The organism is Dyadobacter sp. SRI_021, assembly GCF_057586235.1.
The window spans coordinates 82,792-103,506 of record NZ_JBYCZM010000015.1; the positions used below are offsets into that span (position 1 = coordinate 82,792).

A 20,715-nucleotide genomic window follows, 5' to 3' on the forward strand; every position below is an offset into this window, starting at 1 on the left:
AATATTTTATCGAACTTTCTGATAGGTGGCCCCTGCCTGTTGTAATTATTGATCGCAATGCGAAAAATTACTACCTGTCTGCTGACCTTGCTGTTCAGCACCACCTCACTCGTCACTTTTGCCCAAAAGAGTGTTTCCGGCCGTGTGACCGATGCCGAGGACGGCAAACCGCTCCCCGGCGCGACCATTAAAGCCGGCGAAATCCGCGGTACGAGTACCGACAAGGACGGCCATTTTGTTTTGAAAAACATCTCCGAAAATACTGATGCCCTCGACATTTCCTACATCGGCTACCAAACTTCGAAAGTCGCCATTGGCGCTGCAAATCAGCTGGAAATCAAGCTCAACAAAAGCACTTACCAGGCTGATGAAGTGATCATTAATGCCACCCGCGTGAACGACAAAACGGGTATGGCTTACACCAATGTGACCGCCGCACAAATCGACAAGCAGAATATGGGGCAGGACTTGCCGGTACTGCTCAACTTTTCCCCTTCCCTTGTGAGCACGAGCGACGCGGGCGGCGGCGTGGGCTACACGGGCATACGCATACGAGGCTCCGACGCGACGCGGATCAATGTAACTGTGAATGGCATTCCTTATAACGATGCTGAAAGCCAGGGGGTTTTCTGGGTAAATATGCCGGATTTCGCCTCGTCGGTAAGCAGCATTCAAATCCAACGGGGCGTGGGAACTTCCACCAATGGCGCAGGCGCATTTGGCGCTTCGGTGAATATTAATACCAATGCATTCCGCGAAACAGCTTATGCGGAATTGAATAACTCTTACGGCTCGTTCAATACATTCAAAAACACATTGAAAGTAGGCTCCGGGCTGATTAAAGATAAGTTTACATTCGATGCCCGGCTGTCGCGGGTTTCTTCGGATGGCTTTGTGGACCGCGCTTCCTCAGAATTGCATTCTTATTACCTCTCAGGCGGATATTTTGGCAAGAAGAGCTTTGTGCGGATCAATGTGTTTTCGGGGAAAGAACGCACTTATCAGTCGTGGAACGGTGTGCCGGAGGCCAAATTGCGCGGCGATCGAGAAGGTATTCTGGCTTATATTGACAGAAATTACTTAGGAGAAAAAGATGCGCAAAACCTGCTCAATTCCGATAACCGGACTTATAATTCCTACACGTATAAAAACGAGGTGGATAACTACCGTCAGGACCATTACCAGATCGTTTCCTCCCATAACCTGAGTAATAAACTGACGTTCAACCTCAATGCATTTCTCGTCCGCGGACTGGGCTACTATGAGCAATATCGTTCCGGTGACGATTACAGCAAATACAACCTTCCCAATGTAATTATCGGTAAAGACACGCTCACCAGCACCGACTTCATCCGTCGCCGCTGGCTGGATAATTACTTTTACGGAACTACATTCTCCTTCGATTACAACAGTTTCAAAAAGCTGACAGCGAGCTTCGGCGGAGGCTGGAACCAGTACGATGGCGACCACTATGGTCAGATCATCTGGGCACGCAACGCGGGCAATATCGAGAATGAGCACCAATACTATTTCAGCACGGGGAAAAAGAAGGATTTCAACCTGTATGGAAAGGTTTATTATGCATTCACGGATCGGCTGACTGCATTTGCCGATTTGCAATACCGTCGGGTAAGCCACGCCATTCACGGAACAGATAATGATCTGGTTCAATTGGCGTTTGACGAGTCGTATTCTTTCTTTAATCCAAAGGCAGGTCTTACCTACCAGCTGGCTGAGCAAAGCTCGGTTTATGCCTCATACAGCATCGGTAACCGCGAGCCGAACCGAGACGATTTCACATCTTCAACCGCCAATCTTTTCCCTAAAAGCGAACGTTTGCAGAACGTAGAGGCCGGTTTCCGCACGCAGCAAGGCAAATGGGCATTCGCAGCAAATTATTATCTGATGAGTTATAAAAACCAGCTCGTACTCACCGGTCAGATCAACGACGTGGGCGGCTCTGTGCGTGTGAATGTGCCGAAAAGCTACCGCACCGGTATCGAGCTGGAAGGTGCTGTGGTATTCAACAACCACCTGAAATGGAATGCGAATGCCACTTTCAGCCAGAACAAGATCAAAAATTTCACGGAATACATTGTCGACTATGATAATGGTGGTTATAAAACCGTCGATCATGGTAAGTCGGATATTTCCTTTTCACCAAATGTAATTGCCGGAAGCCAGTTCACTTATTCGCTGCGCAAAAACCTGGAATTGGCCTTGCTGACAAAGTATGTAGGCAAGCAATATCTGGACAATACTTCCACAGAAACCCGCAAACTCGATGCTTACCTGACCAACGATATCCGTTTATCATGGACTATCAAACCATCGTGGGCAAATGAAATCGGATTCAATTTGCTCGTAAACAATGTCCTGGATGAGCAATACGAATCGAACGGCTATACCTACGGTTATATGTACGGGGGCGCACTCACGCAAGAGAATTTCTATTTTCCGCAAGCGGGAAGGAATTTCCTGATCGGGGTGAATTTCAGGTTTTGATAACCACTTTCTCCCTACCTTTGCCGCATGAATCTGAAAAATGACCTTTTGCTTCGGGCGGCGCGGGGGGAGAAGACCGAACGCACGCCTGTTTGGATGATGCGCCAGGCCGGGCGCATCCTTGCAGAATACCGGGCCGTTCGTGAGAAAGCCGGAAGTTTTATTAATCTTGCCACTACACCAGAAATGGCAGCAGAAGTCACCCTGCAACCTGTCGACTTGCTGGGCGTAGATGCTGCCATTATATTTTCCGACATCCTGGTGATTCCCGAGGCAATGGGACTGCCTTATGAAATGGTAGAGCAGCGCGGACCGGTGTTCCCAAGCACGGTTCACTCATTGGCCGACCTGCAAAAGCTGCATATCGCCGAGCCGGAAACGGACCTCAAATATGTGCTGGACGCCATTAAAATCACGAAAGAAGGTCTCGCGGGCCGCGTTCCGCTGATCGGTTTTGCGGGTGCGCCGTTCACAATTTTTTGTTACATGACCGAAGGCAAAGGCTCCAAGACCTTCTCGGTTGCGAAAAAACACTTATACGCCGATCCCGAATTTTCACATACATTATTACAACAAATTACCGACAGCACGATCGCTTATCTGAAAGCGCAGATCGCGGCGGGTGCCGATATTGTACAACTCTTCGACTCCTGGGCGGGCATTCTCTCGCCCGAGCAGTACCGCGTTTTCTCTCTGCCTTATATCAAACAGATCTGTGATGCGATTATCGAAGTACCCGTGACTGTTTTTGCCAAAGGTGCATTCTTTGCCAGAAAGGAAATCGGAGAACTAAGCTGTTCGGTAGTGGGCCTCGACTGGAATATGGACATCGCCGAATCGCGCGAGCTGATCCCCAACAAGACATTGCAAGGGAACCTGGATCCGTGCGTGCTCTATTCTTCCTACGACCAGATTCGCGCGGAAGTGAAGAAAATGGTGAACCAATTTGGCACGCAGCGGTACATTGCCAATCTCGGCCACGGCGTTTATCCCGACACCGATCCCGACAAGGTACGATGCTTTATTGAAGCCGTTAAAGAGTTTTCTTCCTTATAAATATGGCTTTACAGCAAAATAAATGCGTATTCCTCGACCGCGACGGAGTACTGAATGAGGATTGTCCGGACTATTTGTATAAGCTGGAAGAACTCGTTATACCGGAAGGTGTTGTTGAAGCGCTCCGAATGCTGAAAGAGGCGGGCTACCTGTTGATTGTCATTACGAACCAGGCAGGTATCGCGAAGGGACTTTACACGGCTGATAATGTGTATGCGATTCACGAAGCAATGCAAAAAGTGTCGGGTAATGCGCTGGACGACCTGTATTTCTCGCCGTATCACCCGGCCTATTCCGGCAGCTCATTGTCGCGAAAACCAGGTTCGCTGCTGATCGAGAAGGCCATGGCCAAATATGCTATCGATCCCGCGCAATCGTGGATGATCGGCGACCGGGACCGGGATATGGAAGCAGGAAAAAATGTGGGTTTGAAAACGGTTCACATCATCCCGAATGCAGAAGAATCGACGGGAGACTATGCCGCTGTGAATTTGCTGGAAGCCGCCAGGTTGATATTGCAGCAGTAAATTAAGCTTTTGCTACCGGCGCAGGCTGGGTTTTCTGTACTGATCCGTAAGCAGGGCAGGCGTGCTTGGTGCAAGATGATGCTACCGCCAATGTTCCGCAAACAGCCAGGAGAAGTAAGATCTTTTTCATTTTCCAGTTCGTATAAGTTTTTGTCACTACAAAAATATAAAATTAAGTTCTTTGAATGAGCGTTTTAGCCTGACTAATAACGAACTCATTCAAAGAACTTTATATGCGGCATCAGATTTTTGTTTCCGCCAACTCTTCTTCCGGCTCCACGCGAGGCTTTTCGATCGCCGGCTTTCCATCCTGTGCACCGAAAGGCTCCTCTTTGAAACCCAAAATCCTCAGCATCGAATCGCTGTTCTGTTCATCTGCAAAAACACGTGTGGTAATGCGGCCTTCTTCGTCACGGTCCACCAGCACGTGCTTCGGCGCCGGGATCAGGCAGTGCTGAATGCCCCCATAGCCTCCAAGCGATTCCTGGTATGCGCCGGTATGGAAGAAACCGATGTATTGCGGTTCGTTATCTTCAAAAATCGGCATGTACAAATCCGCGCTGTGCATCTCCGAATTATAGAAATCCTGCGAATCGCACGTTAGTCCACCAAGGTTTACCTTTTGATAAGGATTATCCCAGTTATTGATCGGAAGCATAATATACTTCTGGTTCATACCCCAAGAGTCGGGAAGCTGGGTAATGAACGATCCGTTGATCATATACCAGAGCTCTTTATCGTTCTGGAGTTTTTTGTCGATGATTTCATAGATCACCGCGCCGCTCTCTCCCACTGTGTAGCTTCCGAACTCCGTGAAAATGTGCGGAACGGGAACGTTGTTCTTGTTGCAGATCCACTGGATGTTCTCGATGATCTCATCGATCATTTGCTGGTAATCATAATTCGATTGCAGCGAAGTCTGGATCGGAAGGCCGCCGCCAATGTCGATAGAATCGAGGTCGGGACAGATCTTCTTCATTTCGCAATATTTGAACATGAAGCGGGTCAATTCACTCCAATAGTAGGCACTGTCTTTAATACCCGTATTAATGAAGAAGTGCAGCATTTTGAGCTTGAAACGAGGGTTCGGCTCGATCTTCTCTTTATAGAGTTGCTGAACATCGTTATAGCGGATCCCCAGACGCGAGGTATAAAATGCAAAGTTCGGTTCCTCGTCCGTTGCAATGCGCATTCCGAAATGCACCGAATCCGCCGTCACCTGCTGCTCGTACGATTCGATTTCTTTGAGGTTGTCCAGAATAGGCACCACATTGAAACCTTCGTTGATCAGCTCGCTCAGGTATTGCGTGTAGCGCGGCAGCTTGTAGCCGTTCGCCAGAATGTACGTGCTCTTATTGACCTTGCCACGGCGGTAAAGCTCCCGGATAATGGGAATATCGAAAGCTGAAGACGTCTCGATATGGATGTTATGCTTCAGAGCCTCTTCCAGCACAAAGCTGAAATGCGACGATTTCGTGCAATAGCAATAGGTATAAGTGCCTTTGTAATTATGTCTTTTGAAGGCATTCCGGAAGAACATGTTGGCATTCTCGATGTGTTCTCCGATCTTGGGCAGATAATTGATCTTTAACGGCGTACCATGTTCCTTGATGATATCCATCAGAGGTACATTGTTGAACAGCAATTCATTATTATCTACGTTGAACTCCATGGTAGGAAACTCGAACGTCTGCTGAATCAGGTCAATGTAGCTTTTCATTGATTTGTTTGTCGCGATGGCAATTAGTGAATTGGGTGTTAAAAAATAGGAACGAAAATGACCCGAAAATTGGTCAGAATATGTGTCATTTCCAAACACGGATCGCCGTCAAATCATTCCCATCCGAAAGCAATTTATCGCGCTATTTGCCAAGTTCATACCTGAAAATACCCGCTTAATAATTTTTTAATTGACGAACCGGCGCCACGCCTCCTATTTTCAGGCCGGAAATTCGGGAGTCACATCAAATTTTTCCGGTTCCGAGCTCATTCACAGCATTTTATATCGGACTATTTATTCTAAATATAATCCTATTTAAAATTTATACATTTCTCAACAGCTAAAAACCATTCCTATGATTACTCTCAAAACGGCCACGCTCTGCAAACGGCCAAAATGCCGCCGACGCTGCTAATTATCGGCGTTTAGGGGCCATTCTCAGCCCGACTTGTGCCTTCTTCGACGATAAACGACTACTTGTGCGTAGAAAACTTTAAACATTCTCGGAGTTTTCTTAGTTTTTGTCATTCGAAAATTTCAAATTTGTCGCTGTGAAAGAGCGAATTATCAAATCGGCACTGAACCTTTTCTGGCGTTACGGCATCCGCAGCGTCACGATGGACGACATTGCCCGCGACCTGGGAATTTCGAAGCGAACCATTTACCAGCATTACTCCGACAAGGAAGCCATTCTCGCCCTGGTGATACAGGAAGAGATCCGGATGCAGAAATGCGAAATGGAGAAACTGGAAGAGCTCGCCGAAAACCCGATCGAAGAAGCGATGTACGCTACAGTGCAAATGCAGGAAACGCTCGCCGACATGAACCCCACGCTTTTGTACGATTTGAAGAAGTATTATCCCAACGCCTGGGAGCTGTTTCAGAACTACAAACACGAGTTCATTATCAAAAACATGCGGGAAAACCTCCTGAGAGGGATCGAAATGGGCCTCTACCGCCCCGATATCGATGTAGAGGTGCTCTCGCTCCTGCGCGTGGAGCAGATCGTGCTCGCTTTCGACCCGACCGTTTACCCCGCCAAGAAGTTCAATATCATGCACGTGCAAACCCAGTTTCTCGGGCACTTTTTAAGGGGGATACTTTCGGAAAAAGGCTTTGAATACTACAACACCATAAAAGATAAACCAGCAACTGAACTCAATATCCATGAAAAATGCCAGAACAATACGTAGCACTTTGATGCTGCTCGCGGCACTCATTTATTTTGTACCACTTCATGCACAAACCGGCTATTCATTAAAAGAGGCCGTTGATTACGCGATCAAGCACAATCTGAATGTCAAGAATGCGCAACTGGATGCGGTTTCCGCCGAAGCGCGCATCGGAGAAATCCGTGCAGCGGGTTTGCCGCAGGTTACAGGAGCCGTTTCGCTAACGAACAACATTATTATCCCAAGGTTCTTCTTGCCGGCGAAAACCTTCGACCCATCGGCACCGGACGACGCGCCGCCGAGCGCCGTGAAGTTTGGGATTCCCTGGCAGGGCTCCGCTTCCGCCAACCTAAATCAGCTGATTTTCAATGGCTCCTATTTCATCGGATTGAAAGCAGCTGCTACTTACCGCGAACTGGCGCAAAAAAGCACCACTTCTTCGAAAGTGACTGTTGCCGAAGCGGTAACCAAGGCTTACTACTCGGCCCAGGTAGCGGAAGAGCGCGCCAAGCTGCTTGATCTGAACATCGCCCGCGTGGACTCATCCATGCGCGAAACAAAGGCGATGAATGCAAGCGGTTTTGTGGAGTTGCTCGATGTAAACCGCCTCGAAGTGCAGATTAACAATTTGCAGACCGAGCGCCAAAAAGTGCAGAACCTGATCGACCTGAGCTATGCATTGCTGAAATTTCAGATGGGTATGCCCGCAAACGAGCCTATTAAGCTGACGGATGATATCAATGCAGTAAACGTGGCCGAGCTGCGGTCGGAGTCGGAGAGCCTGGATGTTAGCTATGAGAAAAGAATTGAATATTCCTTATTGAACACTCAGGAAAAGCTGGCCATGCTCGATCTGCGCAATGTACGCTCCGGTTACCTGCCCAGCTTGTCGGCATCCCTGGGATATGGTTATAACGCGGGTATGGACAAATTTTCGCAGTTATTCAACAATCCGTGGTTCAACAACATGGTACTGGCCGTGAACCTGAACATTCCGATTTTCGACGGTTTTACCAAGAAATACCAGATTGCTCAGAAAAAAATCGCGATCGACAAGGTTAAGAACAACCAGAATTTGCTGAAACAGTCGATCGACCTGGAAAACAACCAGGCGAGCATTAACATCAAGAATGCATTTGCCACATTAGAAACGCAGAAACGGAACCTGACGCTCGCCGAAGAGATCGTACGCGTCTCGAAGATTAAATATAAAGAAGGCGTAGGCTCGAACATTGAGGTGATCAACGCTGAATCTTCTTTAAAGGAAGCGCAGACGAACTACTTCACCGCCTTGTATGACCTGATGATCGCGAAAGTGGATCTCAGCAAGGCCAAAGGCGAGCTATATTCCGAATAATACCATTAACACTTAACGAAATTTGAAACAGCTACTTACCAATACCATGAAAAGCAATATTCTGATTATAACCGCTATTGCCTCCATCCTCGCCTCCTGCTCGGCCAAGAAAGAGGGTTTGGAAGGCAAAAAGGAAGAGCTTGCCGCGCTGAAAGCGGGACAGGTTGAAACTGCTAAAAAAATCAAGGAACTCGAAATCGAGATTGCCAAGCTGGACCCTAAGAAAACAACGGAGGCGAAAGTGAAACCGGTGTCAATAACCACATTGAATGCTGAAACCTTCAAGCATTATGTAGAGCTGCAAGGCACTGTCGATGCGAAAAACAACGTGATGGTTACGCCTAAAACAGGCGGTGCGATCGTCGCAATGTATGTCAGGGAGGGTGACGCGGTGAAGGCGGGAAGCGTGATCGGTAAGATCGACAACAGCATTCTGACCGAATCCATAGAGGAATTGAAAACTTCGCTCAGCCTTGCCAATACGCTTTATGAAAAGCAGAAAAACCTCTGGGACCAGAAGATCGGTACTGAGCTGCAATACCTGCAGGCGAAAAACAACAAAGAATCGCTCGAAAAGAAACTGGCTACGCTGAATACCCAGCTTTCGCAGACCAACATCGTATCACCAATGGCGGGTGTGGTGGACCTCGTGAATGTGAAAGTGGGTGAAATGGCTTCCCCGGGCGTGGGCGTAGTACGCGTTGTGAACCTGGCCAACCTGAAAGTTCTGGCCAAAGTATCGGACGTTTATGCCGCCAGCGTAAAAAAAGGCGACGAAGTGATCGTCAAATTCCCGGATCTGAAAAAGGAATTCAAGGCGCGGATTTCATTCGTAAGTACTGCGGTTGATCCATTGTCCAGAACATTCACCATTGAGGCCAACCTGCCGTCCGATCGTGATATCAAGCCCAATATGATGGCACAGGTACAGATCAACGACGCCACCAGAAAAAATGCGCTGGTGATCGATCAGAACTATGTCCAGAGCACGGAGAAAGGGAATGTGGTGTATGTAGCCGTGACCGAAGGCAACAAAAAGGTAGCCAAAGCGCGGGAAGTAAAGACCGGCCTGAGCTACAATGGCAAAGTCGAGATCCTTTCAGGCTTGTCGGCAGGCGATCAACTGATTACCCTCGGCTATCAGGAAGTTTCCGACGGCCAGCCGATCAGCTACTAAATATGAATAAGAGTGACGGCCATTTGGTCAGTTATGGTCAGAGGTTGTCAGGGATTGTAGGCAAGATGCACTCCCTCATTCAGTCATTCAATCATCGCGCCGGCGACCCGGTCAATCATTCAACATTATGAAATTTAGCGAATATAAAACCTTAGGCTTCACCAACTGGTGCGTAGAGAACAGGACGACGATCTACATCTTTACGTTCATCATCACGCTGGCGGGGTTCATGGTGTACAATAATCTGCCGAAAGAGCAGTTCCCGGATATCAAAATCCCGCAGATTTATATCAATACGGTATACTTCGGGACGGCACCGGCCGATATCGAAAACACGATCAACAAACCGATCGAGAAACAGCTTAAATCCCTCAACGGGGTTAAGAAGATTAAATCCAATGCATTGCAGGACGTATCCGTAATCCTGGTGGAATTTACGCCGGACGTGGCCGTGGAAGTGGCCTTGCAAAGGGTGCGGGATGCGGTCGATAAGGCAAAGACCGATTTGCCCCAAAACCTCGACTCCGGCCCGACAGCCCAGGACGTGAACTTCTCGGAATTCCCGATCATGAACGTCAACATAGCCGGTAATTATTCTTTGAAACAACTCAAAGAATATGCCGAAGATTTGCAGGACGGAATCGAAGCATTACCTGAAATTACCCGTGTGGATATCCTCGGTGCATTGAACCGTGAAATCCAGATCAACGTGAACCTCGACCGTATGAAGTCGACCGGTTTGACATTCTACGACGTTCAGACGGCGATCCAAAGTGAAAACATCAACGTTTCGGGAGGAGAGCTCAACGTGCAGGGTGTTCGTCGTACGCTGCGCGTGAAGGGCGAGTATACAGATGTGAACGATATGGCCAACATCCGCATACGCACGTCCACCGGCGCGACTGTGCGCCTCGGCGACATTGCCGAAGTGGTCGATAGCTTTGAAGAGCAGCAGGATTTCGCCCGTCTGGCCAACAAATCGGTAATTACCCTGAACGTGATCAAACGCTCGGGAGAAAACCTGGTCGATGCAGCCGACAAAATTGAAAATGTAATCGCGGATTATAAAGAGAATCGCTTTCCTGCCGGTCTGGACATTAAAATTACGGCCGACCAGTCGATCCAGACCCGCGCCGACCTGCATGACCTGATCAACACCGTTGTACTCGGCTTCATTTTCGTGGTACTCGTACTGATGTTCTTTATGGGTGTACGTGATGCGATATTCGTGGGACTCTCGGTACCGTTGTCCGCATTGGTGGCATTTGTATTGATGCCGATCATCGGTCCGATGGTAGGTACCGAATTTACCCTGAACACGATCGTGCTCTTCGCATTTCTTCTGGGTATCGGTCTGGTAGTGGATGACGCGATCGTGGTTATCGAGAACACGCACCGCTTGTTCAATATGCATAAGGACTGGACGATCCAGCAAGCGGTAAAAGCCGCTGCAGGAGAAGTGTTCATTCCCGTACTTTCCGGTACGCTTACCACCATTGCGCCGTTCTTCCCACTGCTTTTCTGGTCGGGGATAGTCGGGGAATTCATGAAATTCATGCCGCTCACGCTTATTATCACGCTCGGAGCCTCGCTTTTTGTGGCTTATGTGATGAACCCGGTATTCGCGGTATCGTTCATGGGCCGCCATGAAGACGAAAAAGAAGCGCACGACACGAGTTTTAAAGCAATCCGACGGCCAGTCATCATCCTGGTGGTAGCCGCTTTGCTAGGCTATGTAATCGATCGTGGCGTAGGTAATTTCTTTGTATTTATATTAATACTCTGGATTTTCAACCACTATATTCTAACGCCGCGCATTCTGGTCCCATTCCAGGACAACTTGCTTCCTGCACTGAAAAACGGCTACCGCAAGCTCATCGACTGGCTGCTCAGAGGGTGGCGTCCGGTGGTAGCGATTATCGGCGTATTCTTCCTGCTGATTGCTACTTTTATAATCACCGGTATCGCACAACCCAAAGTGCTGTTTTTCCCTAGCGGAGATCCCGATTACGTTTATGTCTACAACAAATTACCGATCGGAACGGACGCCCGCGTAACCGACTCCGTAACCAAAATCATCGAAAAACGTGTTTTTGACGTTTTGGAGAAGGAAAAAGCCATGGATATGGTCAACTCGGTGATTGCCAATGTCGGCAAGAATGCAGGTGACCCATACAACCCCGACCGCTCGGCCACGCCGCACAAATCAAAAGTGACCGTGGCATTCGTGTATGGAACTGAGCGCGGCGGCAGATCTTCCGAAGTAATCCTCCGTAAGATCCGCGATGCGGTTTCGGGGATTCCCGGCGCTGAAATCTCGGTTGAACGTGAAGCAGTAGGCCCGCCGACAGGTAAACCTATCTCAATCGAAATTTCGGGTGACGAATTTGAAGTACTCCAAAAACTGGAAAAAGACGTTCTGAAAAAAGTGCAGGATTCGGGCATCGAAGGTATCGACCAGCTCCGCTCCGACCTTGTTACCAACAAGCCCGAAATCGTGATCGACATCGACCGCGAAAAGGCGCAACGCGAAGGCATTAGTTCGCAGCAAATCGCACTGGCGGTGCGTACGGCATTGTTTGGCCTGGAAGTTTCCAAATTCCGGGACGATAAGGACGAATATCCTATTATGGTTAGATTGGAAAAAGATGACCGTGAGCAGATTGAGAAACTGCTGAGCCTGAATGTAGTTTACCGCGACATGAACATGGGCGGTGCGTTGCGCCAGGTACCTATTACTTCCGTCGCCAATATCCACTACTCAACGACTTTCAGCCAGATCAACCGTCAGGACCAGCGCCGTATCGTGACGTTGGGTTCCGACGTACTGCCGGGCTACAATGCCAACGAAATTGTGGCACAGATCCAGACCCTGATCCAGGATATGGAAGTTCCCAACGGTTATATCATCAAAATGGGTGGTGAGCAGGAAGAGCAGGCCGAATCCATGTCGTTCCTCGGAACTGCGTTCGGTGCGGCCATCATGTTGATTTACCTGATCCTCGCGACCCAGTTCAACTCGGTGATCAAGCCATTCATTATCTTCTTCACGATCGTACTTTCGCTGATCGGCGTATTGCTGGGCTTTGTGATCTTCCAGAAAGACTTCTCGATTATCATGTCCGGCGTAGGTATTATTGCATTGGCTGGTATTGTGGTGAAAAACGGTATCCTCCTCATCGAGTTCATCGAGGAGCTCCGTGGGCGCGGATACCCGATGCGCGAGGCCATTATCGAAGGCGGCGCGATCCGTCTGACGCCCGTACTGCTCACAGCTTCCGCGGCGGTACTCGGTCTGGTACCGCTTGCATTGGGTATCACAGTCGATTTCGTCGGGCTGTTCCGCGACCTCGAACCCCACCTGATCGTCGGAGGTCCGAGTTCCGTATTCTGGAACATCCTCGCCTGGACGATCATTTTCGGTTTGACATTCTCCACCTTGCTGACGCTCATCATGGTACCATGTATGTACTACGTCAATGAGCGCATCCGCGACAAATGGTTCCGGAAAGGCAAGGTGGATGTCGTGAACCCGAACTGGCAGAACGAGTCGATCTAATCTGACAACCTATATTGTTCATTTCAGGGGAATTCAATTTTTTTCAACCTGAAATGAACAATAATCCAAAACATTCTTAGATTTGCAACCCCAAAGAACGGCCGAAAGGCATTCTCAGGAGTTCGGGATGTAGCGCAGTCCGGTAGCGCACTAGCATGGGGTGCTAGGGGTCGCAAGTTCGAATCTTGTCATCCCGACATTGAAAATCAGCCACTTATGACTTCGTGTCATAGGTGGCTTTTTCGTTAGGTCGAACATAGGTCGAACATAGGTCGAACATTTTTCGTCCCAAAGCTTCCTTTTTTTTAGGTCAGATAGACCGAAAACTTTCCGACTTTGAGTTTTCTTAGCCTTCTAAGGCTTGTAATTTCCTGCACATCTCACAAAAATCAACCGGGAAATTACCCTCGTCTTTCTCAATTAGATGAAATATAGCTAACGCCCAAAGTAAAATCCCGCCATGTGTTGTTCACTACAGCATAGCTCGTTCAACATAATCTTACGCAACCTAATGACCTGAAAAAGAACAGCCGAAAAGCAAATCTCCGCTTTCTTTTACCTCCAAAAATGACGATATTGCTTAGCTGGATAGTAGAATTTGGCTATGCAGAAATTTATGTTTGAAACGATTTGCCAATGAACCCGCACAGCCCGAAATACAAGGAAAATGGCGTAGTGTATTATCCCGACACGTGCAATACACTCGCCGCGGCCTGGAAAGCAGGCAGCGTGCAGCTGCATGCGCTCGCCAGGAACAACTACCCGGGCATGCCCATAGGAGATGACTCGCTTTCGGGAATAAATACAATTGGTTACTGGAGTTCCCAGTCCCAACAAGGCTGGGGCCTGGACTGGCATCGTAATGAAGGGCTCGAAATTACGTTCCTGGAGACCGGCTCCATGCCGTTTAACCTCGAAAGTGGTGAATACATGATGTCGCCCAATGATCTGACCATCACAAGGCCCTGGCAATTGCACAAGGTGGGAAACCCGTCAATAGGAGTAGGAAAACTGCATTGGCTGATTATCGACGTCAACATCAGGCAGCCGCATCAGGAGTGGAAATGGCCTTCCTGGATCATTCTATCCAAATCAGATCTGTTTGAACTAACGAAGATCCTCCGCCAAAACGAACAACCCGTTTTCTCCGTCAATGCAGATATAAAAAGGTGTTTTCAGAAGATCGGGGCACTAGTCCACGACGCAAGCAATAAAAATGTCGAATCGTGGATCATGATTTACGTGAATGAATTGCTCGTTCTGCTTTTCGAAATGCTTAAAAACGGCGCATTCACGCTGAATGAATCATTGACCGGCAGTGTGCGCACGGTCGAGCTTTTTATTAAAGAATTGCAGAGTTCGTTCAGTGAGCCATGGACGGTCGAGTCCATGGCTACACATACACGTTTGGGAATTACCCAGTTTACACACTATTTTAAGCAGCTGACAAACAGCACACCCATGCAATACCTGAATGCAATCAGGTTGGATTTTGCCGCGAAGGAAATCCTATCCAATCCCAAGCCCAGTATTGCCAATATCTGTTACGACTGCGGGTTTAACAGCACGCAATACTTCTCTACACTGTTTGCCAAGCGTTTTGGCTGCACGCCTTCCTCTTATAAGGATCAGAAGGCTAGCGATCGCTGAATGCTTTGAAAATGCCGTTCAGCTGTTCGCTATCAGGCTTTCCGCTATGAACAAAGACACGGTATTTCAAATCCATTTTCTTACCCGCTGCAAGTTCAAGAGGCTCATTATATAAGATTGCCGGCATAAAAAATGTGTGCTTACCGGCTGCATACCAAATGTACCATGGGCTGGGATACCTGGGATTTTTACGGTGATCGAACAACGTGATACCTCCGTGTTTTGCCCCGGAATTGTCCATTTCCGCTGTCATGTCCATCCAATCAGCACCTTGGCCGTATCCTGTCAGATCTTTGTTATTCGTCCAGCCGTTGGACGCGGTGAATACGGGGTTAACGAGCGAGCCGGCACCCCGATACCCTAATCCCGCGTAGCCACCATATGCCACCCCATTCCTTTTCAAGGTGGGAACGCAGTCGAACAGTAATGGCACATTACGCGCCTTAAAGTTCATTTGCCAATCGATGTAGTAGCAGCCCGTGGCATCGGGACGCGAAATGGTAAGAGTCCGATGTTCGTTTAGAATCGGTGCTTTACCTTCTGGCCCGTACGCCAAATCAATGACGATTTTCGCCGAAAAATCCGCGGCCAGTTTCACGTCTACCTTTGTGATCTTGCTTCGTCCCTCGGATACGCCCGTATGGCCTACTTCCTCCCAGTAATTGACCTTATTAATATCCCGCCAGGCAAACCATAAGCCCCGGTGGTGCCCATGATCGGCTGGTCTTTCCATGGTTACATCATTTCCGAGCACACGAAGCGGATGAAAAAAAGGTTTGTCCTGGCTTTTGCTAAAATTCAACTGCCATACCACCTGAGTGCCATCCAGCAATGCGCACGTCGAATCCGATTGCTTCCAACTGTATTGCTGGCCGGTTACCTTCCCCTGCATCCCCCAGGCGATCAGGCAGGACATTAACACGAGCGACAACATGCTTTTCATGGTACTTGCTATTTTAATTTTCGAGTAATAAGTAAACTAGCGACTGACTTTCAATTCGCCCCTCATGATGGTATAATGCCCGGGATATGTGCAAATGAATGGATAAGCTCCTTCTTTTTCCGGTGCGGTAAAATAGATCGTTTCCGAAGTCCGTGGCTGCAAAAGCGATGTATGGAACAACACACGGTCGCTTTTGGGTACATATTGCCTGGCCGGGCCATCCAGCCCCAGATTCAGCGCCAGGGTACCGACCTCGTCCACCGAATTCGGAAGCACCACTACCAGGTTATGCTGCATGTCGTCGTTGTTATTGAATGTCAATTTCACTTTTGCACCGGGTTTTACATCCAGTTTTTCGATGTCAAACTTCAACCCCGGCTTGGTCCCGATCACAAAAGTCTGGTCGGGGCCATTTTTCCAGGAGGCCGGCGTACTTGCTGCTTGCATTTCCGATCCGGATTTTCCTCCGCTCGCCGCTTTGTTATCCTGCGGCATTTGCATTGCATTCACTTTTATCACCGATTTATCTTCCAAAGAAAGCTTTTCTCCCGAAGGAATGGCATTCAGCGAATAGTAGCCGAAATCGTGCAGGAGCGGCGTATCAGCGTCGGATTTCAGTCCGGCACATTTGATTTCGTGAATGTAGCCTTCCCTGATCCCGCTTAAAATCAATCGCACTGTGAGCCCATCCTCCGAAATCCGGATTCCCTGTATTTCGCATTCCTTTTTATCATAAACCTCACTGCCGTATTTCTGATGGTAACGGTAGTCGAAACCGGTAATCTGGTAATTCGCTGCATTCGCTGCGGAAACTTTATTGGCCGGCGAAGTGAATTCCAACTCAAAACCATCTGGTTTCGCTTTGATCGTCCTAAATTCGAAAGGCATTTTCCCTGTCCATTCCAGGCGCTGCAAGCCATAGCGGAATGGGGCTTTTGAGTTCCAGCCCCTGTCGGACATCCCTACAAAAAGTGCATTGTCGGCCCCCCATTCCAGTCTCAATATGCCCGACATGAATCCCTGGCGGAAGGGAAATGCCGCCCCCTGATAGGCACCGTTCACCTTTTCCATGAACACACGCATAATGTTGGCGTGCCCTTCGTCCCCGATAAAGTATTGCCCCTGAAAAGGCCCGAAGCCTCCCTGGGTGTTGTCCTCGACAAGTCCTGCGAGGGAAATTCCCAAAATGCCGTGCGGGAGTCTTACCGACGGCATCTTCATCCCGGGAATTCTTTTGACGGCATCGTGGTATAATGGATCGTCGGTCGGGATATCGCCCACGCGCGCTTTGAGCGTCGAACCGGGTTCCGAAGCCGACTTCAACGAAGACGGGTGTCCAAAAAAATCATCCTTTTCTACCTGGCTGATATGGCCGGTAGCCACCCATCCACCCTGGTTTTCGGTATAAAAAAGCTCTCCTTTCGCATTTCTTCCGATTCCGGCCGGCGATCGGTAACCAGCTGCAAAGGGGGTCAGCTTTCCGTCGGGCGTTACCTGCACCATCCAGCCCCTCCACAATGCATGGCTTCCCATTTCCCCGAAGAACGGCTCCGCATTTTTGCCCATGCCATTATCTCCGAGATTGAAATTGATGTAAAAATTGCCATCCTCTCCGATCACCGGGCCGTGGTTGTACTCGCAATAGTTTCCCGAAAGCGGCCAGGTCGCCACGGTTTCGAACAAATCCGCTGTTCCGTCCTGATTGGTGTCTGTTACTTTTGTTAGTTCGGCCCTTTGCGCAACGTAGAATGCGCCATCTTTGTAAGCCAACCCCAGCGGTTCGTGCAAACCCGACGCGAAGAGTCTGAAATGCGGTTTGGTATGATACTGCATACCAGGGTTGTCGACAATCCAGATTTCCCCTTTGCGCGTCGAAACTGCGATAGCTCCATTGGGTAATCTGGCCAGTCCGCCTACTTCCAGTGCAGTTTCGGCAGGAATGGGGACGTTGGTAATTTTATAGAAATCGTTCTCGGTCAATGGCCGGGCATCGTGGTGCCCGCTATGCTGCGCACGCATCGCCGCTCCGTGCATCAGCATCAAAACCAGCAATGCACTCTGCTTTATATTGACTCTACTCTTTTTGAATCCTGTTAACATACCTTTTTATCTGCTTACCAGATGATTGTGTATTTAAAATCGTCATTCACCGCGGCACCGGGAATCAGAAGCTCCTGCCCGTTTGCCGACTTCCTGATTACCGGCTTATACTTTTTACCGGCCGTGTGTTTGATATAATACTGATGATCACCAACAATATACATATCATCCCCAAGCGGGGTAATCGTTTCGGCGGCAGCCAGTCTCAGCCAGAGGTTGGCCGGTACCTTTCCCGTGGCGACCCGCAATGATCGTGTAAGACCATTGTCGTTTGCATCAGGTACCACACTGTCCTCAATCTGCATATCGCCGATCTTGTAGAGAAAAGTGGGGCGACCGTTAGAGGCCAGCCGGTATCCCTTGAAGCTAAAATCAGGCGCTTTCGAATCTGGCCAGGCGTCATTCGCGTTAGCAAGTACTGCCAAAACCGGACTGGGTGCCATCTCAATTTTGCTTCCTACCGACTCGGCCACCTGGTATTCGCCACGGTCGGTCCACATGGAAGTGGCATCGATAAACCCGCCTTTCCAGAAGTTGATTACGGCTCCTAGCGAGAGGTCCATGGCATAATGGATCCCGGCAGGCTCCCCTACCGCGGCGCAGAACGTTTTTTTACGATCATCGTATTCAATAAAGCAGCGTTGAACAATCGTTTTCTGGGTCGGGGTAACAATGATGGGGCGCTCTCCCGCCCTGGTTTCTCTGCCACCCTTGAATAGATCGGCAAAACTCTTGCCGTCACGTACAACGGCGTAGCGAATATCCTTGAAAGCTACTGCACTGTTACTTGCGAAAACCAGCGGGCCTGTGGGCGCTTCACCCGCGATGGGGCTGTTCTTAGACGGGCTATCCAATTCGAGATTTTCATAGAGCATTACCCCGTTCAGCAGCACTTTAACAAAAACCGCCTTACCTGCCTTTTTCCCGTTCGCATCAAACTTGGGCGCCTCGAAAAGTATCTGCATGCGCTGCCATAAGCCCGGAGCCCGGCTCACGTTCATCGTGGGCGGTGTTGAGAAAGCTGCCGAAACATTCGGGCTCGGAACGACGCTCCCGCATGCTTCCGGGGCAGATTTTGAGTTGCCCCAGGTATCAAACAAACGAATACCATATCGGCCCTGCAGATATACGGTTGCCTCGGCGCCATTAGCCAGCATAAAACTGAATTCAATTGCCAGGTCTCCAAAATCCTCCGCCGACGTAAGCTTGTCGGCTTCCGCGCCCGCAGGAGCATGCAGCAGCACTCCCGCTCCGGCGACGACATTGGTTTTGAACTTCGCATCCGGCGCATAAGACACGTCGCTCGCCAGCTTCCACCGGGCGGGCGCCGCCTTGAAAAACGAAAGGTCTTTCAAAGCGACATCCGTGAATACCGGCGGGCCGGCAGTTTGTCCCTGTACCTGCGCACACAGGATGCACGCCAGCCCGTGAGCAAACAAAAATCTAAAAAAACTTGTGAGTGGATTTATGATCATGTTTTGTTAAATCAATAGCCTGGATTCTGTACAAGGCTCTTATTGTTGTCAATCTCCCGTTGCGGAATGGGGAAATACTTATTGTTTTCCTTAAAAACACCGGTTCCGCTGTTGTAACCTACCAATGGCCCCGTAATGGAGGTATTCGTCCTCAGCATATCGAACCACCGGTTATTCTCATAGCACAATTCCCAGGAACGTTCGTTGAGTACCGCCTTACGAAATGACTCCTTATCCGATGCGGATACCGCCCCGAGCTTCGCTCTTTTTCTCACCAGATTGATCGCATTTTGAGCTTTCGCCGTAGGGCCATTCACTTCATTTTCCGCCTCGGCCAGGATAAGCAGGGTCTCTGCGTACCGTATCCGGTTGAAATTCTCGCTGGAACCTCCTGCCGCGCCCGTATCAAAATATTTAAAAATGTGGGGCTCGAAAGTAACCATCCCTGAACCATTGGCTGCGGGATATTGCGTGTAGAAATTAACCTTCTTACGGTAATCGGCCACGTCAAAAGAGTCGTAAAACGTGCGGGTAGGGATAATCGCCCCAAACTCTTCGATCCCGCTCTGAATACCCCGGTAGCGGGGCAAAAACCATGCATGGAAATTGCTTCCGTAAATCGTTTTATCGAACTGAATCGAGAAAATATGTTCCTTTCCATTCTTGGTGGCCACTTTATATATATCGGCATAATCATCAAAAAGACTGTAAACGCCGGAAGCTACCACCTCCTCGGCCTTGGAAGCCGCAGCCGACCAGTTTTTCTGAGTCAGGTACACCTTGGCCAGCAAGGTTTGCGCGGCCCCCTTGCTGGCTCTTCCCTGATCGGTAAGGGGCAATGTGGCAGGCAAGTACTTTTCAGCTTCCAGAAGGTCTTCCACAATAAGCGCGTAAACCTTCTCCTGACTATCTCTCGGTACCTTTACATTGTTGACATCCGTCGTCGGTTCCTTCATCAATGGGACATCGCCGAACAACCGTACAAGATCGAAGTAGAAATAGGCCCTCATGAAATGCGCTTCCGCCAGTACCCTGTTTTGAAGGTTTTGATCCATGCTGATACCCGGAACATATTGCAGCACCGTGTTGGCCGCATTAATGCCGCGGTAGGAATATTGCCACCATAACCTGAAATGGCGTATGGCCGGGTCAAAATTGAAGGCATCCAGGCGGTCCTGATCGATCACCGACACCCCTACCCCCGAAATAGCCTGGTCTGTCGGCATTTCCAGCATAAAAAACGGGCTTTCGCCATAAGCGGGACTGGAATAGAACTGCGGCAAAATGGCGTACACCGCATTGATGGCGCTGATGGCATCCTGGCTGTTGCGGTAATAGGCGCCCGGACTTATAAAAGATTCAGGCTGCTCTTTGAGAAATTCCTGACAGGAGGACATGCCGCAAGCCAGAACAACAGCAGATAACGTACGTATAAATGAGCTTGATTTCATGATATCTGGATTACTAAATGACT

The 20,715-nt window shown here is 49.2% G+C and carries 13 protein-coding genes and 1 tRNA gene; 9 read left to right on the forward strand and 5 right to left on the reverse strand.

Translation table 11 applies throughout. The features are described 5' to 3' along the window. Positions 1-57: 57 nt before the first annotated feature. From AC2YIT_RS29530 to AC2YIT_RS29540, 3 genes are read left to right on the forward strand one after another with little or no spacing between them, the layout of a single operon-like run. On the forward strand, positions 58-2,505 hold the full coding sequence (locus tag AC2YIT_RS29530; protein ID WP_487281561.1) for a TonB-dependent receptor: 2,448 nt from the start codon (positions 58-60) through the stop codon (positions 2,503-2,505). Positions 2,506-2,532: 27 nt separating this feature from the next. Beyond that, positions 2,533-3,561 carry a uroporphyrinogen decarboxylase gene (gene hemE / locus AC2YIT_RS29535; protein ID WP_487281562.1) on the forward strand — a complete coding sequence of 343 codons (1,029 nt, stop codon included), beginning with the start codon at positions 2,533-2,535 and terminating at the stop codon, positions 3,559-3,561. A 2-nt stretch (positions 3,562-3,563) separates the two neighbouring features. After that, complete coding sequence (locus tag AC2YIT_RS29540; protein WP_487281563.1) at positions 3,564-4,088, forward strand: D-glycero-alpha-D-manno-heptose-1,7-bisphosphate 7-phosphatase; 525 nt, start codon at positions 3,564-3,566, stop codon at positions 4,086-4,088. Between the two features lie 241 nt (positions 4,089-4,329). Here the strand turns inward: AC2YIT_RS29540 and AC2YIT_RS29545 are convergent, their stop codons facing one another. Further along, positions 4,330-5,808 (reverse strand): type III PLP-dependent enzyme domain-containing protein, encoded by a 1,479-nt coding sequence (locus tag AC2YIT_RS29545; RefSeq protein WP_430849940.1) that lies wholly within the window; start codon positions 5,806-5,808, stop codon positions 4,330-4,332. 551 nt (positions 5,809-6,359) lie between these two features. Here AC2YIT_RS29545 and AC2YIT_RS29550 point away from each other — a divergent pair. From AC2YIT_RS29550 to AC2YIT_RS29575, 6 genes are all read left to right on the forward strand, one after another. Continuing rightward, on the forward strand, positions 6,360-7,001 hold the full coding sequence (locus tag AC2YIT_RS29550; protein ID WP_430849942.1) for a TetR/AcrR family transcriptional regulator: 642 nt from the start codon (positions 6,360-6,362) through the stop codon (positions 6,999-7,001). After that, a complete protein-coding gene (locus AC2YIT_RS29555; RefSeq protein WP_430849944.1) occupies positions 6,976-8,337 on the forward strand; it encodes a TolC family protein in 1,362 nt (453 codons plus the stop codon). Before AC2YIT_RS29550 ends, AC2YIT_RS29555 begins: the two co-directional genes overlap by 26 nt. A 46-nt stretch (positions 8,338-8,383) precedes the next feature. Continuing rightward, positions 8,384-9,514: an efflux RND transporter periplasmic adaptor subunit gene (locus AC2YIT_RS29560; protein WP_430850249.1), complete on the forward strand. Its 1,131-nt coding sequence runs from the start codon at positions 8,384-8,386 to the stop codon at positions 9,512-9,514. A 127-nt stretch (positions 9,515-9,641) separates the two neighbouring features. Then, positions 9,642-13,073: an efflux RND transporter permease subunit gene (locus tag AC2YIT_RS29565; protein WP_430849946.1), complete on the forward strand. Its 3,432-nt coding sequence runs from the start codon at positions 9,642-9,644 to the stop codon at positions 13,071-13,073. 123 nt (positions 13,074-13,196) lie between these two features. Continuing rightward, positions 13,197-13,270 (forward strand) — tRNA-Pro (locus AC2YIT_RS29570). A 439-nt stretch (positions 13,271-13,709) separates the two neighbouring features. Beyond that, complete coding sequence (locus AC2YIT_RS29575) at positions 13,710-14,723, forward strand: helix-turn-helix transcriptional regulator (protein WP_487281564.1); 1,014 nt, start codon at positions 13,710-13,712, stop codon at positions 14,721-14,723. Here the strand turns inward: AC2YIT_RS29575 and AC2YIT_RS29580 are convergent. Genes AC2YIT_RS29580 through AC2YIT_RS29595 form a run of 4 tightly spaced genes read right to left on the reverse strand, consistent with a single transcriptional unit; the run spans position 14,710 to position 20,692 of the window. After that, on the reverse strand, positions 14,710-15,666 hold the full coding sequence (locus tag AC2YIT_RS29580) for a DUF6807 domain-containing protein (protein WP_487281565.1): 957 nt from the start codon (positions 15,664-15,666) through the stop codon (positions 14,710-14,712). The genes AC2YIT_RS29575 and AC2YIT_RS29580 overlap by 14 nt on opposite strands. 36 nt (positions 15,667-15,702) lie before the next feature. Beyond that, a complete protein-coding gene (locus AC2YIT_RS29585) occupies positions 15,703-17,766 on the reverse strand; it encodes a plastocyanin/azurin family copper-binding protein (RefSeq protein WP_487281566.1) in 2,064 nt (687 codons plus the stop codon). A 14-nt stretch (positions 17,767-17,780) separates the two neighbouring features. Next, positions 17,781-19,241: a 3-keto-alpha-glucoside-1,2-lyase-like domain-containing protein gene (locus tag AC2YIT_RS29590; RefSeq protein WP_487281567.1), complete on the reverse strand. Its 1,461-nt coding sequence runs from the start codon at positions 19,239-19,241 to the stop codon at positions 17,781-17,783. A gap of 11 nt (positions 19,242-19,252) precedes the next feature. Next, on the reverse strand, positions 19,253-20,692 hold the full coding sequence (locus tag AC2YIT_RS29595) for a RagB/SusD family nutrient uptake outer membrane protein (RefSeq protein ID WP_487281568.1): 1,440 nt from the start codon (positions 20,690-20,692) through the stop codon (positions 19,253-19,255). Between the last annotated feature and the right edge of the window lie 23 nt (positions 20,693-20,715).